The 16813-nt window shown below is 60.4% G+C and carries 13 protein-coding genes; 9 read left to right on the plus strand and 4 right to left on the minus strand.

Annotated features, from left to right (window positions below; translation table 11 throughout):
* Window positions 1–59: 59 nt before the first annotated feature.
* The 4 genes from ACYP2Q_RS03675 to ACYP2Q_RS03690 are packed head-to-tail and all read right to left on the minus strand — an operon-like array spanning window position 60 to window position 6146.
* The gene (locus ACYP2Q_RS03675; protein ID WP_459729237.1) at window positions 60–1241 is read right to left on the minus strand and encodes a hybrid sensor histidine kinase/response regulator; all 1182 of its coding nucleotides are present in this window, start codon (window positions 1239–1241) and stop codon (window positions 60–62) included.
* On the minus strand, window positions 1235–1828 hold the full coding sequence (locus ACYP2Q_RS03680; RefSeq protein WP_459729239.1) for a chemotaxis protein CheB: 594 nt from the start codon (window positions 1826–1828) through the stop codon (window positions 1235–1237). Before ACYP2Q_RS03680 ends, ACYP2Q_RS03675 begins: the two co-directional genes overlap by 7 nt.
* On the minus strand, window positions 1825–2658 hold the full coding sequence (locus ACYP2Q_RS03685) for a CheR family methyltransferase (protein WP_459729240.1): 834 nt from the start codon (window positions 2656–2658) through the stop codon (window positions 1825–1827). Before ACYP2Q_RS03685 ends, ACYP2Q_RS03680 begins: the two co-directional genes overlap by 4 nt.
* Complete coding sequence (locus ACYP2Q_RS03690) at window positions 2658–6146, minus strand: response regulator (protein ID WP_459729241.1); 3489 nt, start codon at window positions 6144–6146, stop codon at window positions 2658–2660. Before ACYP2Q_RS03690 ends, ACYP2Q_RS03685 begins: the two co-directional genes overlap by 1 nt.
* A 261-nt stretch (window positions 6147–6407) precedes the next feature.
* On the opposite strand from ACYP2Q_RS03690, the gene ACYP2Q_RS03695 reads away from it, so the two are divergent.
* The 9 genes from ACYP2Q_RS03695 (at window position 6408) to xylB (ending at window position 16802) form a co-directional block, all read left to right on the plus strand.
* On the plus strand, window positions 6408–6773 hold the full coding sequence (locus ACYP2Q_RS03695; protein ID WP_459729242.1) for a response regulator: 366 nt from the start codon (window positions 6408–6410) through the stop codon (window positions 6771–6773).
* Between the two features lie 73 nt (window positions 6774–6846).
* A complete protein-coding gene (locus tag ACYP2Q_RS03700) occupies window positions 6847–8148 on the plus strand; it encodes a glycosyltransferase (RefSeq protein WP_459729243.1) in 1302 nt (433 codons plus the stop codon).
* A 55-nt stretch (window positions 8149–8203) separates the two neighbouring features.
* Window positions 8204–9109 carry an AraC family transcriptional regulator gene (locus ACYP2Q_RS03705; RefSeq protein WP_459729244.1) on the plus strand — a complete coding sequence of 302 codons (906 nt, stop codon included), beginning with the start codon at window positions 8204–8206 and terminating at the stop codon, window positions 9107–9109.
* 229 nt (window positions 9110–9338) lie between these two features.
* Window positions 9339–10649 carry an ABC transporter substrate-binding protein gene (locus ACYP2Q_RS03710; RefSeq protein ID WP_459729245.1) on the plus strand — a complete coding sequence of 437 codons (1311 nt, stop codon included), beginning with the start codon at window positions 9339–9341 and terminating at the stop codon, window positions 10647–10649.
* 62 nt (window positions 10650–10711) lie between these two features.
* Window positions 10712–11611: a carbohydrate ABC transporter permease gene (locus tag ACYP2Q_RS03715; RefSeq protein WP_459729472.1), complete on the plus strand. Its 900-nt coding sequence runs from the start codon at window positions 10712–10714 to the stop codon at window positions 11609–11611.
* 10 nt (window positions 11612–11621) lie between these two features.
* On the plus strand, window positions 11622–12452 hold the full coding sequence (locus tag ACYP2Q_RS03720) for a carbohydrate ABC transporter permease (RefSeq protein ID WP_459729246.1): 831 nt from the start codon (window positions 11622–11624) through the stop codon (window positions 12450–12452).
* A gap of 166 nt (window positions 12453–12618) precedes the next feature.
* Window positions 12619–13722 carry an ABC transporter ATP-binding protein gene (locus ACYP2Q_RS03725; protein WP_459729247.1) on the plus strand — a complete coding sequence of 368 codons (1104 nt, stop codon included), beginning with the start codon at window positions 12619–12621 and terminating at the stop codon, window positions 13720–13722.
* 15 nt (window positions 13723–13737) lie between these two features.
* The gene (locus ACYP2Q_RS03730) at window positions 13738–15210 is read left to right on the plus strand and encodes a mannitol dehydrogenase family protein (RefSeq protein WP_459729248.1); all 1473 of its coding nucleotides are present in this window, start codon (window positions 13738–13740) and stop codon (window positions 15208–15210) included.
* Between the two features lie 95 nt (window positions 15211–15305).
* The gene (xylB, locus tag ACYP2Q_RS03735; protein WP_459729249.1) at window positions 15306–16802 is read left to right on the plus strand and encodes a xylulokinase; all 1497 of its coding nucleotides are present in this window, start codon (window positions 15306–15308) and stop codon (window positions 16800–16802) included.
* Window positions 16803–16813: the final 11 nt, after the last annotated feature.

Raw genomic sequence — 16813 nt, forward strand, 5'->3', positions numbered from 1 at the left:
CAATAGCTGCTGATACGACCGTGGGGTCGATCAGAGGTTGCGTTTATCTGGCTGTTTTCCTACAGCGGCAGACAAACGCGAAACAGGGCGCCTTCGCCAATCCGGCTTTCGACGGTAATGGTACCGCCATGGGCGGTGACTATCTGTTCGGAAATAAACAACCCCAGGCCCAGCCCGGCGGCCACATGGTTGGCCGAGACGCGCTCGAATTGCTGGAAAATCCGTTGCTGGTTCTCTTCACTGATGCCGATTCCACAATCACGGACTTCCACCCGTGCCTCACCGTTCTCACTGTACACCTTCAGCGTGATCGGGCTCTTGGCGCCATAACGCAAGGCGTTGGTCAGCAGGTTGGAAATCACCTGTTCAATGCGAAATTCATCCCAATCGCCCATCACCGGTTGCTCGGCCTCCAGGCTGACCGATGCCTCGGCGGCCTCGATCTGCTGGGCAAAATTCTGGACCAGACCGCGAGCCAGCGCCGCCAGATCGAAGTGTGTGGGGCGAATCGACAACTTGCCGGTGCGAATGCGTGACACATCGAGCATGTCTTCGATCAGGCGGATCAGGCTCTTGATCTGCCGTTCGTCGCGATCGACCATGGCGTGCATCTTGTCCAGGGTGAACGCCGCGGCGTTGTCCCGGGCCAGGTGCATCTTGCGCAACTGGGTTTCGAGAATCAGGCCGTTGAGCGGCGTGCGCACTTCGTGGGCAACGATGGACATGAAGTCATCGCGCATGCGCACCGCCTGCTCCAGTTCCCGCTGGGTACTCTGCAACTGCTGAAGCAGCGCTTCCTGCTCGCGGCGGCTGCGTTCCAGCGCTTCAACCTGTTGCTTCATGGCCTTGCTCTGGCGGTAGAGGTCGACGAAGACGTTGACCTTGCTCTTGACCGCCTGGATATCCAGGGGCTTGTGCAGGAAATCGACGGCGCCGCTCTCGTAGCCCTTGAACGCGTAGTTCAGCTCGCGACCGGCGGCGCTGACGAACACGATCGGGATGTTCCGGGTCTTTTCCGTGCCGCGCATCAATTCGGCCAGCTCGAAGCCATTCATGCCGGGCATCTGCACGTCGAGGATGGCTATCGCGAACTCGTGTTGCAACAACAGTGACAAGGCCTCATCGGCGGACAACGCCTTATAGACCAAACGGTCTTCACGGGCGATCAGTGCTTCGAGCGCCAGCAGATTTTCCGGCAGATCGTCGACGATCAGCAGTTTGGCCTGAATATTACTTAGCATGCGATTCTTTCCAGCTCGACAAGCAAACGGCCGATGCCGCGTAGGGTGAGTATGTGGTCGGGTTGCACAATATCCAGCGCCGCCTGGGGCATGGTCGCGACCTGGGCGTCGTCCGGGTCCTGGACGATGGTCAGCCCGCCACGCTGCTTGACCTGAGACAAGCCCTGCGCGCCATCCTGGTTGGCGCCGGTCAGCAACACCGCGGCCAGGGTCGGCCCGTAGGCATCGGCGGCCGATTCGAACAGATAATCGATGGCTGGCCGCGAATGATGCACCCGGTCTTCCAGGCTCAGGGAAAAGCTGCGGTCATGTTCGACCGACAAGTGATACCCGGGCGAGGCGAAATACAGGGTTCCGGGTTCGACCGGGGTCTTGTCCCTGGCTTCCAGGACCGGCAGCGACACACGCCGGGCGAAGACTTCCGCCAGGTGGCTGCGGCGCTCGTCCGGCAGGTGCAGGACCACGATGATCGGCAAGACGAAACCCTCACGCAGCGGGCCGAGGAGGTTCATCAGCGCCTCTACCCCGCCGGCCGACGCACCGATCACGATCGCTTCTATCGAAGGTAAGCCCGTTGCGTTGTTCATGTTTTGCGATAGATCCGTTCTTGTTTGACCAATGGCTCGAATCGGTTGCCGAAGGCCGAAAAATCCGGGGTTTCCTTGCTGCCCAGCACCAGGAAGCCGCGGTGGCACAGCGACTCATGAAACAACCCGAACGCACGATCCTGAAGTTTTTTATTGAAGTAAATCAATACATTACGGCATGAAATTAATTGAGTTTCTGAGAACACACTGTCCGTTGCCAGGCTGTGATCGGCGAAGGTCACGTTTTCGCACAATGACTTGTCGAAAATCGCGTACCCATACGCCGCCGTGTAGTAGTCGGCGAAGGAGCATTGGCCCCCGGCCTGCTGGTAGTTGGAAGTGTAGGCACGGACATTCTCCATGGAGAAAATCCCCTGTTTGGCTTTTTCCAGCGAACGCGGATTGATGTCAGTGGCGTAGATGATGGTGCGCTCGAGCAGGCCTTCTTCGCGCAGCAGGATGGCCATTGAATAGACTTCTTCACCGGTGCTGCACCCGGCGATCCAGATCTTGATCGACGGGTAGGTCTTGAGCAGCGGCACCACCTCGCGGCGGATGGCCAGGAAGTGCGACGGGTCGCGAAACATCTCACTGACCGGAATCGTCAACAGTTGCAACAGCTGCATGAACGCCGTCGGATCGTGCAGGACCTTTTCCTGCAACGCCGAGATGGTGTTGCACTCGAACTGACTCAACGCGTGCGCCACCCGGCGCTTGATCGATGCGCCGGAGTAATCGCGAAAATCGTAGCTGTACTTGAGGTAGATCGCTTCGATCAACAAGCGCAGTTCGATTTCGCTGCTGCGCTCCCCTGAATAATTGCGCTCCACTAAATGCGTTCCATCTTCGGTAACCACACGCGTATCAGCGAAAACAGGCGATCGAGGTCGATGGGCTTGGCCAGGTAATCGTTGGCGCCGGCCTGCAGGCAGCGCTCCTGATCGTCCTTCATGGCCTTTGCCGTCACCGCGATGATCGGCAGCTTGCGCCAGCGCGGCTCCTTGCGGATCAAGGTGGTGGCTTCGAAACCATCCATTTCCGGCATCATCACGTCCATCAACACCAGATCGATGTCTTCAAATTCATTCAATCGCTCGATCGCTTCACGACCATTTCGGCCGATGACCACGACGGCGCCTTTTTGCTCCAGTGCACTGGTGAGGGCGAAGATGTTGCGTACATCGTCGTCCACCAGCAGCACCTTGCGCCCCTCGAACACCCTGTCACGGCTGCGAGCGGTCTTGAGCATCCTCTGCCGGTCATGGGACAACCGTGATTCGACTTTGTGCAGAAAAAGTGTCACTTCATCCAGCAGGCGCTCGGGGGAGCGCGCGCCCTTGATGATGATCGAGCGCGAATACTTGCGCAGTTCGGCCTCTTCGTCCCGGGTCAGGTTGCGCCCGGTATAGACAATCACCGGCGGGAACGAGCAGATGTCCTCGGTGGACATGCGCTTGAGCAGGTCGTTGCCGAGCATGTCCGGCAGCTTGAGGTCGATGATCATGCAATCGAACACGGTGGTGCGCAGCAGTGCCAGGGCATCCTGCGCCAGGCCAACGGCGGTGATCTCTATGTCTTCATCGCCGATCAGCCGGGAAATGCTGTCGCGTTGCAGATCGTCGTCCTCGACCAGCAAGATGCGCTTGACCTTCTGGGTCAGCTTGGCTTCCAGGCGCCCGAACACTTCCTTGAGTTCTTCGCGGGTGGTCGGCTTGACCGCATACCCGATGGCCCCCATGTGCATCGCCGCCTCGACCCGGTCTTCGACGGAAATCACATGCACCGGAATATGCCGGGTCTCGGCGTGCTCCTTCAGGCGTTGCAGCACGGTCAGCCCGGAATGGTCCGGCAGGCGCATGTCCAGCAGGATGGCGTCCGGCACGAATTGCCTGGCCAGGTCGTAGCCTTCGTCGGCGCCATGGGCCACTAGGCACTGGTAACCCAGCTCATGGGCGAGGTCATAGAGGATGTGGGCAAAATTCGGCTCGTCCTCCACCACCAGGATACAGCGCACGTCGAAGGGGGCCTTGAGACGGTCATCATCGAAACGCGCAATCTCCTGGACCGCTGCCTGCGCTATCGCGGCGGGCGCTACCGGGGTCGTCGCGAGAACCGGCAAGGCGCGCATCGGCTCGACCGGCTGGTCACCCGGTTCGACGTATTGCAGCGGCAGGATCAGGCTGAACGCACTGCCCTGCCCCGGCGTGCTGGCGACATTGATCGAGCCGCCGAGCAGCGCGGCCAGGTCGCGGGAAATCGACAGGCCCAGGCCCGTGCCGCCGTAACGACGATTGGTGGTGCCGTCGGCCTGGCGAAAGGCCTCGAAAATGCTTTCATGCTGGTCGTCGGCAATACCGATTCCCGAATCGCTGACGATAAAGGCAATGCCGTTGTCCGGCGCCGCGCGCACGGTCAGGCTGACACGGCCTTGCTCGGTGAACTTCACGGCGTTGGAGAGCAGATTCTTGATGACCTGTTCCACGCGCTGGCGGTCGGTGTACATCATCAAAGGCGCACCGTCCTGCAACTCGACCGCAAACTCAAGCTGCTTGTCCGCCGCCAAGGGCTGGAACATCCCGCGCAAACCGTCCACCAGGCGTGCAACGCTGGTGTTTTCCGGACGAATCTCGAGTTTGCCGGCTTCGACCTTGGAAATGTCGAGAATGTCGTTGATCAGGTTGAGCAAGTCGTTGCCGGCCGAGTAGATCGACTCGGCGAACTTGACCTGTTCGGCACTGAGGTTTTCCTGCGGGTTTTCCGCCAGCAGCTTGGCCAGGATCAGCGAGCTGTTCAACGGCGTGCGCAGCTCATGGGACATGTTGGCGAGGAATTCGGACTTGTACTTGCTCGAACGCTGCAATTCTACGGCGCGCTCCTCGAGCTGGACCTGGGCCTGATTGAGTTCGGTATTTTTCAAGTCCATCGCGTCGCGTTGGTCGGCCAGCACCTGAGCCTGTTCGGCGAGCTGTTCGTTGGTTTGCTCCAGCTCGACCTGCTGGGTTTCCAGGTGCGCCTGGGACTCCTTGAGTATCCGCGACTGTTCTTCAAGCTCTTCGTTGGCGGTCTTGAGTTCTTCCTGCTGGACCTGCAATTCTTCGTTGAGTTGCTGGGTCTCGGCCAACACCTCCTGCAAGCGCTGGCGATAACGCGCGGCCTCGATGGAGGTACCGATATTGCCGGCGATGAGCGACAGCAGATCGATGTCACGCTCGGTCAGCGGGCGCAGGAAGCCCAACTCGATGACGCCGTTGATCCGGTCGTCGTCGCTGGTCGGCACCACCAGCACGCTGCGCGGCAAACCTTCGCCGAGACCGGAACTGACCTTGAAATAGTCGCTTGGTACATCGTCCAGGCGAATCAGGCGGCCCTGTTGCGCGACCTGGCCGACAATGCCTTCGTCGCTGTAGATCTGCTGCTCCCGCTCCTGCTGCTCGCGGGAAAACCCATAGGACGCCACGCGACGCAGACCGCCGTGTTCTTCACGCACATAAATGGCCGCCACGGCAGTGCCAAGGTACTGCGCGCAGAACTGCAGGATGTTGCGCCCCAGCAGGTTCAGCGACAGTTGTCCCAGCACCTGTTCGGCCAACTGGGTCTGACCGTTGCGCAGCCAGGCCTGTTGCTCCAGCCGATGGGCACTGGCCTGTTGCGCCTCCAGGGTCGCGGCGTAGCTCTGCGACAGCTGGACCAGGTCGCGGCGACCGATGTACGCCAGCAAGCCGCTGATCGCGGCAATGAACAACAGATAAAGGGTGATGCTCCAGATCGTGGTACGGCGCACTTCCTCGTTGCGCGTGGCGCGCAACTGCTGCTCCATGTCGATCACGTCTTCGTACTGCTTGCGGATTTCATCGGTCAGGCGCTTGCCTTTGCCGGCCCTGACCGCCCCGCGGTAGTCACCGTTGGCACGCTGCAGTTCAATCATCGATTGCGCGTAAGCACCCCACTCCTGCTGCAGAGACTCGAGCCTGTGCAAGCGGTCAGTCTGGACCGGGTTGTCGGCGGTCAGCTCGAGCAGGGTCTTGAGCACGACCTCGATGCGCGGCTTGGCCGTTTCATAGGGTTCGAGGAACTTGTCATCACTGGTGAGCAGGAAACCGCGCATGCCGGTTTCCAGATCGACCGTCAGCTTGACCGCTTCATTGGCGTTATTGATCACCCGGTCCGTGTGCTCGACCCACTGGATGGTCGACAGCAAATAGGTGATCAGTGATACGAAAAACACCGCGCTGATGGCGCCGACGCCCAGTGGCAGACTGATGTTGCGGCTCAGGAGCTTACGGAATCGCTGCTCATCAACCGAAGACTCAGAGGTCATAGTTAAGCCTTGTTGAACGGATGAAAACCAAGGAGTTTGCCCCAAAACTGACGCAATGATCGAATTTTCTCACGGCCTTGGGCGCAAAATCCCACATTCCACTGCTGCCGCGCCTGCACAGCGGTTATCCTTTGCCCAAACGCGAGCCGCCATTCTTTTTATAGCCCATCGGGAACTTGTCGGGATCCGTCACTTACTCATGCAAGAGAGCCGGCGATTTTGATCGGCCGAAAACCTTCCCACCTTTGCGAGAAAGCCATCATGATCGCCAACGCCCCCACCATCCTGGTCGTCGAAGACGATGCCATCGTGCGCATGTTGATTGTCGACGTGCTGGAGGAGCTGGAGTTCAACGTTCTTGAGGCCGATGGCAGCGAGCAGGCGCTGGAGAGGATCAAGGACGCGAACCAGCACATTGACCTGATGATGACCGATGTCGGCCTTCCAGGCATGGACGGCCGCGAGCTGGCCATTGAAACGCGCACCCTGCGTCCCGCCCTTCCCATCCTGTTCGCCAGTGGTTATGCCGAAACCATCGATGTGCCAGATGGCATGCACCTTATCGGCAAACCCTTTTCCATTGATCAGCTTCGCGACAAGGTCAAAAGTATCCTCCAGAATGCCTGACCCTGGCTGGGCTTGATTGCCGGCTTCCTTTACCTCTTCTGCTTTGTGCCCCCGTTTCAAGGAATCCCCGTTCATGAGTCAGCCCCACGCAACCAACGTCCTGGTCATTGGTTACGTCTGGCCCGAGCCCCGCTCTTCGGCGGCCGGCGGGCATATGATGCAAATCCTCGACAGCTTCCTGCAACAAGGCTGGCACGTCACCTTCAGCAGCCCGGCCGGCAGCGGCGAACATCGGGCCGACCTGACGGCAATGGGCATCCGGGAAGTACCGATCGAATTGAACAACAGCAGTTTCGACAGCTTCATCAGTGAACTGGCCCCGGACATCGTGCTGTTCGATCGTTTCATGATGGAAGAACAGTTTGGCTGGCGTGTGGAACAACACTGCCCCGATGCACTGCGGGTACTCGAGACCTCCGACCTGCAGAGCCTGCGCGATGCGCGCCAGCAACGCCTGAAGAACCGCTTGAAGGCCAGTGACGACAGCAATGACTTCAACGAACTGTTCGCGCCAGCGTTGCGCGAGGAGTTCGAGTTCATGGCCGAGACTGATCTGGCCAAGCGGGAAATCGCCGCGATGTTTCGTTGCGACTTGAACCTGATGACCTCCGAAGTGGAGATTGAGTTGCTGGTCGAACACTTCAAGCTGCCGCGCAGCCTGCTGCATTGGTGCCCGCTGATGGTAGACCTGCCCACCCATGCGCTAACGCCATTCGAAGACCGGGCGCACTTTCTGCACATAGGCAATTTTCGCCATGCCCCCAACTGGGATGCGGTGCTCTGGTTGAAGAGCACTATCTGGCCAATGATTCGCCAGCAATTACCCGCTGCACAACTGCACATCTACGGCGCCTACACACCGCCCAAGGCGACTGCGCTGCATAACGCGGCACAGGGGTTTCATGTCATGAACTGGGCTGAGGACGCCCTGCAAGTGATGTCGGCGGCACGCGTGTGCATGGCGCCGTTGCGTTTTGGCGCGGGCATCAAAGGCAAGATCGTCGATGCAATGCTCTGTGGCACGCCGAATGTCACCACGCCCGTGGGCGCCGAAGCCATGCACGCCGACGAACCCTGGCCGGGGGCGATCACCCGCACAGCCAGATCCTTTGCCGATCGTGCCGTGCAGCTTTACCAGGACAAGCCACAATGGCTCAGTGCCCAGGCCCTGGGCCTGGACTTGCTGGCGAGTCGTTATCAGCCCCGTATGCATGGCCCGGCACTGATTGCCCGGCTCGAGGATTGCCGCCGACACCTGACGTCGATCAGAAGAGACAACTTTACCGGCAACATGCTGCGTCATCATCAGCACAGGAGTACCCAATACATGGCGCAATGGATTGAAGCCAAGAATCGCCATAAGGCAGATAGCTGATATTCGTCCGAGAAAGAGGCATGATCGACATGCGATAACAAAAAAGCGTCCCGACATGAGCCGAGCCACCCGCGTTACCGATCCTTCCTATGAGCTGATGGACGACCATAACGGGTTGTCCATCATCTATCGCCAGCACGGATTCCCTTGCCCCCTGGTGCGCTGGCATTTTCACAAGGAGTACGAGCTGCACCTGATCGTCGCCAGTTCAGGCAAGGTGTTCATTGGCGACTACATCGGTAACTTCCATCCGCAATCCCTGTTCCTGACGGGTCCCAACCTGCCCCACAACTGGATCAGCCAGGTGGCCGAAGATGAGGTGGTGGCCAAGCGCGACATGCTGGTCAACTTCACGGACGAGCTGTTCGACAGCGGCTATCAGGTATTTGCCGAGCTCAAGACCCTGGCGCCCCTGCTGGAGCGCGCGCAGTACGGCATCGAATTTCGCTGCAAGCACACGATCGGCAAGGCGATGGAGCTGATGCAGCGCATCGCAGACACCCAGGGCGTGACCCGCCTCGGGCACTTTTTCATTTTGCTGGAGTTGCTGGCGGCCTGTGACGATTATCAGCTGCTTTCGGGCGCGACGACGCCGCAACTGGCTGACGAGCACAGTATCGACCGGACCAACCGCGCGGTGGACTACATCTTCGCCCACTACGCCCGCGAGCTGCCGCTGGAAGAAGTCGCCGAACATCTGGGCATGAAGCCGACCTATTTCAGCCGTGTGTTCAAGCAGGCCACCGGGCGCTGCTTTATCGAGTTCGTCAATCGACTGCGCATCAGCAAGTCCTGCGAGCTGCTGGCCGATGGCGACAAGCCGGTGACCGATGTGTGCTTCGAATCGGGTTTCAACAATATTTCCAACTTCAACCGGCGCTTTCAGCAGCTCAAGGGCATGACGCCTTCGCATTATCGGCGGTTGGTGGTGCAGCGGTTGACCGAGCAGAATCACGGTTAACGAACACAAAAACCTGTACGGATTCGGTATCACTTCGCCGCTGAAAAGCCCTTCCCTGCGTCCACCCCTTAAAACAGCAGTGCAAAATAGTATCAATCCAAGTGCGATGGATGATTTGTCTCGCCCTCAATTGAAGGCTGTAATCAGCGCACATTCTTCCAGCGACCGGAAGACACAAAAACAATAACTGTCCTTCTGTGGCCCTCCGGGTACAGAAAAGGAGTGCACGATGCAACCTTCTGTAAAAGCCCTGCTTGCCCTCACCTGCATGACCCTCAGCAGCGTCAGCCTTGGCGCCCAGACACTGACCGTCGCCACCGTCAACAACAGCGACATGATTCGCATGCAAAAGCTCTCGAAAACCTTCGAGTCCGAGCATCCGGACATCAAGCTCAATTGGGTGGTGCTCGAAGAAAACGTCCTGCGTCAGCGCCTGACCACCGACATCGCGACCCAGGGTGGGCAGTTCGACGTGCTGACCATCGGCATGTACGAAGCGGCACTGTGGGGCGCCAAGGGCTGGCTGGAACCCATGAAGGACTTGCCCGCCACTTACGACCTGGACGATGTATTCCCGTCGGTGCGCGAAGGATTGTCGGTGAAGGGCTCGCTGTATGCCTTGCCGTTCTACGCCGAAAGCTCGATTACCTATTACCGCACCGACCTGTTCAAGGACGCCGGCCTGACCATGCCCGAGCGCCCGACCTGGACCCAGATCGGCGAATTCGCCGGCAAACTCACGCACAAGGATAAGGAACAGTACGGCATCTGCCTGCGCGGAAAGGCCGGCTGGGGCGAGAACATGGCGCTGATCACCACCGTGGCGAACGCCTATGGCGCGCGCTGGTTCGATGAGCAGTGGCAGCCGCAATTTCGCGGCCCTGAATGGAAAAACGCGCTGAACTTCTATGTCGACACCATGCAGAAATCCGGCCCGCCGGGCGCGTCTAGCAACGGTTTCAACGAAAACCTGGCGCTGTTCAACAGTGGCAAGTGCGCGATCTGGGTCGACGCCAGCGTCGCCGGCTCGTTCGTCACCGACAAGACCCAGAGCAAGGTCAGCGATCACGTCGGTTTTACCTACGCCCCCCAAGAGGTCACCGATAAAGGCTCGGCCTGGTTGTATTCCTGGGCACTGGCGATCCCGACCAGCTCCAAGGCCAAGGAAGCGGCCAAGACCTTTAGTACGTGGGCCACGTCCAGGGAATACGGGGCGTTGGTCGCGGAACAAGACGGCATCGCCAACGTGCCGCCAGGCACCCGGGCCTCCACTTACAGCGAGGCCTACTTGAGCGCCGCGCCATTTGCCAGGGTGACGCTGGAATCGCTCAAGGCGGCGGATCCGACCAAGCCGACGCTGAAACCGGTGCCTTACATCGGCATTCAGTTGGTGACCATTCCTGAATTCCAGGGCCTTGGCACCCAGGTTGGCAAATCGTTCTCGGCGGCGCTGATCGGCCAGGCCACGGTTGACCAGGCGCTGACCGCGGCCCAGCAAACCACTGAACGCGAGATGAAACGCGCGGGTTATCCCAAATAACCCCCCGACCCTTGTTCTCAATCGGTCCCTACGCCATGAATACTTCTACTGCCAACGCTCACATGGAAATCCCTCGACCGCTGCGCAAAAGCTGGTTGAGCAACCCTGGCTGGTTCCTGGTCAGCCCTTCGGTAGCGTTGCTGCTGTTGTGGATGATCGTGCCGCTGGGCATGACCCTGTACTTTTCGCTGATTCGCTACAACCTGCTCAATCCGGGTGAAAACGAATTCATCGGGCTGGAAAACTTCACCTACTTCCTGACCGATTCGGGTTTCCTGCCCGGCGCCACCAACACCCTGGTGCTGGTGGGCAGTGTGCTGCTGATCAGCGTGGTGCTCGGCGTATTGATCAGTGCACTGCTGGAAGCCAGTGAGTTTCTCGGTCGCGGCATCGTCCGGGTCATGCTGATCTCGCCGTTCTTCATCATGCCCACGGTCGGCGCGCTGATCTGGAAGAACCTGATTTTCCATCCGGTGTCGGGGATTCTCGCCTACGTCTGGAAGCTGTTTGGCGCGCAACCGGTGGACTGGCTGGCGCACTACCCGCTGCTGTCGATCATCATCATTGTCGCGTGGCAATGGCTGCCCTTCGCGATCCTGATCCTGATGACGGCGATGCAGTCGCTTGACCAGGAGCAGAAGGAAGCCGCGCGCCTCGATGGTGCCGGGCCGATCGCGATCTTCTGGCACCTGACCCTGCCGCACCTGGCGCGCCCGATCGCGGTGGTGGTGATGATCGAAACCATCTTCCTGCTCTCGGTGTTCGCCGAAATCTTCACCACCACCAACGGCGGCCCGGGCTACGCCTCGACCAACCTCGCCTACCTGATCTACAACCAGGCGCTGGTGCAGTTCGACGTCGGCATGGCGTCCGCGGGGGGGTTGATCGCCGTGGTGATCGCCAACATCGCGGCCATCGTCCTGATCCGGATGATCGGCAAAAACCTGACTGACAAAGCCTGAGGTCCTCGCCATGACCCTTCAACAATCCCGTCGCCTGCAAAGCCTGCTGCTGGGCACCCTGGCCTGGGCCATCGCGATCCTGGTCTTCTTCCCGATCTTCTGGATGGTGCTGACCAGTTTCAAGACTGAAATCGACGCGTTTGCCACGCCGCCGCAGTTCATCTTCACCCCGACGTTTTCGAACTACCTGCACATCAACGAGCGCAGCGACTACTTCAGTTTCGCCTGGAACTCGGTGGTGATCTCGTTCAGCGCCACGGCCCTGTGCCTGCTGATCGCGGTGCCGGCGGCATACTCGATGGCGTTCTACGAAACCCAGCGCACCAAGGGCACGCTGCTGTGGATGCTCTCCACCAAGATGCTGCCGCCGGTGGGCGTGCTGATGCCGATCTACCTGCTGGCCAAGAGTTTCGGCCTGCTCGACACGCGCATCGCACTGATCGTGATCTACACGCTGATCAACCTGCCGATCGTGGTCTGGATGATTTACACCTACTTCAAGGACATCCCCAAGGACATCCTCGAAGCCGCCCGCCTGGATGGCGCAACGCTGGCGCAGGAAATGCTCCGGGTCCTGCTGCCGATCGCCAAGGGTGGCCTGGCCTCGACCGTGCTGCTGTCGCTGATCCTGTGCTGGAACGAAGCGTTCTGGTCGCTGAACCTGACCTCGTCGAACGCCGCGCCCCTGACCGCGTTGATCGCCTCGTACTCAAGTCCCGAAGGCTTGTTCTGGGCCAAGTTGTCGGCGGTCTCGACCCTGGCCTGTGCACCGATCCTGATCTTCGGCTGGATCAGCCAGAAACAATTGGTCCGCGGCCTGTCGTTTGGCGCCGTGAAATAACAAGCACAACACGATCCCCTGTAGGAGCCAGCTTGCTGGCGATGGACGTGAACGATAACGCGTGCTGCCTGCAAGAACACATTGTCGGGACGTTTTTCGCGAGCAAGCTCGCTCCTACAGAAAACAGTCCGGTGTACCGAATAACAACAAGCGGAGGCCCATGATCATGGCCAACCTGAAAATCAAGAATCTGCAAAAAGGCTTCGAAGGCTTCTCCATCATCAAGGGCATCGACCTGGAAGTGAAGGACAAGGAGTTCGTGGTATTCGTCGGCCCGTCAGGTTGCGGCAAATCCACCCTGCTGCGCCTGATCGCGGGGCTGGAAGAAGTCAGCGGCGGCACCATCGAACTCGACGGCCGCGACATCACCGAAGTCAGCCCGGCCAAGCGTGACCTGGCAATGGTGTTCCAGACCTACGCCCTGTACCCGCACATGAGCGTGCGCAAGAACATGTCGTTTGCCCTCGACCTGGCCGGGGTGCCGAAGGCCGAGGTCGAGAAAAAAGTCGGTGAAGCGGCACGCATCCTTGAGCTCGGGCCGATGCTGGAGCGCAAGCCCAAGCAACTGTCCGGCGGGCAACGCCAGCGCGTGGCGATTGGCCGGGCGATCGTGCGTAATCCGAAGATTTTCCTGTTCGACGAACCCCTGTCCAACCTCGACGCTGCGCTGCGGGTGCAGATGCGTCTTGAATTGCTGCGCCTGCACAAGGACCTGCAAGCGACGATGATCTACGTGACCCACGACCAGGTCGAAGCGATGACCATGGCCGACAAGGTCGTGGTGCTCAATGGCGGCAAAATCGAACAGGTCGGCTCACCGCTGGACCTCTATCACCAGCCGGCCAACCTGTTTGTCGCAGGCTTTCTCGGCACACCGAAAATGGGCTTGCTCAAGGGCCAGGTCAGCCGGGTCGACGGCCAAGGCTGCGAAGTACAACTGGACGCCGGCACCCGTATCAGCCTGGCGCTCAGCGGCGCCAATCTGAGCGTCGGCGGCGCCGTCACCCTGGGCATTCGCCCGGAGCACCTGCAACTGGCCACACCCGGCGATTGCACGCTGCAAGTCACCGCCGACGTCAGCGAGCGCCTGGGCAGCGACACCTTCTGCCACGTGCGCACCGCGTCCGGCGAAGCGCTGACCATGCGTGTTCGCGGCGACCTGGCGAGTCGCTACGGCGAGACCCTGAGCCTGCACCTGGACGCCAGCCACTGCCATTTGTTCGATGCCGACGGCGTGGCGCTGACCCGTCCGTTACGCGTCGCTGCCTGACTCAGAGAGCCTGTGATGAAACTCGATAAAAACAACCTGCACCGCCTCGCACCCGAGGTGGTCCTGCCCGCCTACGCCCTGAGCGACATCCGCCAGGGCATTGCCCACATTGGTGTCGGCGGCTTCCACCGTGCCCACCAGGCGTATTTCACCGATGCGTTGATGAACACGGGTGAAGGCCTGGACTGGGCCATTTGCGGCATCGGCTTGCGCGGCGAAGACCGCCGCGCCCGGGATGACCTGCGGGAACAGGATTACCTGTTCACCCTGTTCGAACTCGGCGATACCGATGACACCCAAGTGCGGGTCATCGGCGCGATCCGCGACATGCTGCTGGCCGAAGACGGTGCCCGGGCGCTGATCGACAAACTCGCCAGCCCCGAGATCCGCATCGTTTCGCTGACCATCACCGAAGGTGGCTACTGCATCGATGACAGCAACGGCGAGTTCATGGCCCACCTGCCGCAGATCCAGCACGATCTGGCGCAGCCGAACGCACCGAAAACCGTGTTCGGCTTACTGTGCGCCGCGTTGGCCAAACGCCGAGCGGCAGGCACCGCGGCATTCACCTTGATGTCCTGCGATAACCTGCCGCACAACGGCGCGGTTACCCGCAAGGCCCTGCTGGCCTTCGCTGCCCTGGGCGATACCGATCTGCGCGACTGGATCGAGCACCACGTGCTTTTCCCCAACGCCATGGTCGACCGCATCACGCCGATGACCAGCACCCAACACCGCCTGCAACTGGCTGACAAGCATGGCGTCGACGACGCCTGGCCGGTGGTCTGCGAACCCTTCGTGCAATGGGTGCTGGAGGACAAGTTCGTCAACGGCCGCCCGGCTTGGGAAAAGGTCGGCGTGCAGTTCACCGACGACGTCACGCCTTATGAAGAAATGAAGATCAAGCTGCTCAACGGCAGTCATCTGGCCCTGACTTACCTGGGTTTCCTCAAGGGTTATCGCTTCGTCCACGAGACCATGAATGACCCCCTGTTCGTGCGCTACATGCGTGCCTACATGGACCTGGACGTGACGCCGCAGCTGGCGCCGGTGCCGGGCATCGACCTGACCGAGTACAAGAACACCCTGGTGGCGCGCTTCTCCAACCAGGCGATTGCCGATCAACTGGAGCGCGTGTGCTCGGACGGTTCGTCGAAGTTTCCCAAATTTATCGTGCCGACCATCAAACGCTTGCTTGCCGATGGCCGCGACACCCGGCGAGCGGCGCTGGTGGTGGCGGCATGGGCCTTGTATTTGAAGGGTGTGGATGAGCATGGCGAGACCTATGCCATTGCAGACCCGCGGGCGGCGTTCTGTCAGGCGCTGGTGGCGGATGATGGGTTGATTACCCAGCGATTGTTGGCGGTCGAGGAGATTTTTGGCGCGGCGATTCCTCGTTCGGCGGAATTTGTCGCGGCGTTTGAGTGGTGCTGCAATAGTTTGCGCGAGGATGGGGTAGCGCGGACTTTGGAGCGGATTTTGGCCTGAACCTCGCGGTGACACATCTACCGTCATCGCGGGCAAGCCCGCGATGACCGACTGATGAACAACACATGATCGCACCTGACACCAAAGGATCTGCCATGGCCAACCAACAACTCTTCCTCGGCATCGACTGCGGCACCCAGGGCACCAAAGCCATCATCCTCGATGCGCTCAGCGGCCAGGTGCTGGGCCATGGCGCCGCCGCGCACACTCTGATCAGCGGCGCCAACGGTCGCCGTGAGCAAGACACGACGCAGTGGCTGGACGCGTTCACCCTCGCCACCCGTCGCGCGTTGCTGGCGGCGGCTGTCGATGGCCAGGACATCCTCGGCATTGGCGTTTGCGGCCAGCAACATGGCCTGGTATTGCTCGACGATCAAGGCCAGGTCCTGCGTCCGGCCAAGCTCTGGTGTGACACCGAAACCACAGCAGAGAACGATCGACTGCTCAAGCATCTGGGCGGTGAAGACGGCTCGCTGGAACGCCTCGGCGTGGTGATTGCGCCGGGCTATACGGTGTCAAAGCTGCTTTGGACCAAGGAACAGCACCCCGACCTGTTTGCCCGAATCGCACACATCCTCCTGCCCCACGACTACCTGAATTTCTGGCTCACCGGTCGCCGTTGCAGCGAGTACGGCGATGCTTCGGGCACCGGCTATTTCAATGTGCGCACCCGCCAGTGGGATTTGCAGCTGCTGCGCGACATCGATCCCAGCGGACGCCTGCAAGCCGCGCTGCCGCAACTGATCGATGCCCATCAAGCGGTCGGCACGGTGCTGCCGGGGATCGCCGAACTTCTGGGCATCAACCCGCATGCGCTGGTGTCCAGCGGCGGTGGCGACAACATGATGGGCGCCATCGGCACGGGCAACATCAAGCCTGGGGCGATCACCATGAGCCTCGGATCGTCCGGCACGGTGTACGCCTACGCCGAGCAACCGAAAGTCAGCCCGCACGCAACGGTGGCTACGTTCTGTTCCTCCAGCGGCGGTTGGTTGCCATTGATCTGCACGATGAACCTGACCAATGCCACCGCGGTCATCCGCGACCTGCTCGAACTGGATATCGATGGTTTCAACGCCCTCGTTACCCGGGCCCCCATCGGTGCCGAAGGCGTGAGCATGCTGCCGTTCCTCAACGGCGAACGTGTCCCCGCCCTGCCCCACGCCACCGGTAGCGTACTGGGCCTGACCATGAGCAACCTGACCCAGGCCAATCTGTGTCGCGCCGTGGTGGAGGGCACGACCTTCGGTTTGCGTTTCGGGCTGGACCTGCTGCACCACAATGGCTTACAAAGCCTGCGCATCTGCCTGATCGGCGGTGGTTCGAAAAGCGCGGTGTGGCGGCAGATCGTCGCGGACACCATGAACATGCCGGTCGTCTGTCCCGAGCAAAGTGAAGCCGCTGCCCTGGGCGCGGCGATTCAGGCGGCGTGGTGCAACGCCTGGGCGAACGGGCATGAAGACAGTCTGGCGGATCTGTGCGATCGCTGCGTGAGGCTCGACCCGGCCAGTGAAACCTGGCCGATTGCAGAAAACGTGGCGGCCTCGCGGTTGGCCTACGAACGCTATCAACGGCATGTCGCAACCCTTTAAAGAGCGATCAA

This window comes from Pseudomonas sp. MHK4, from assembly GCF_054600775.1.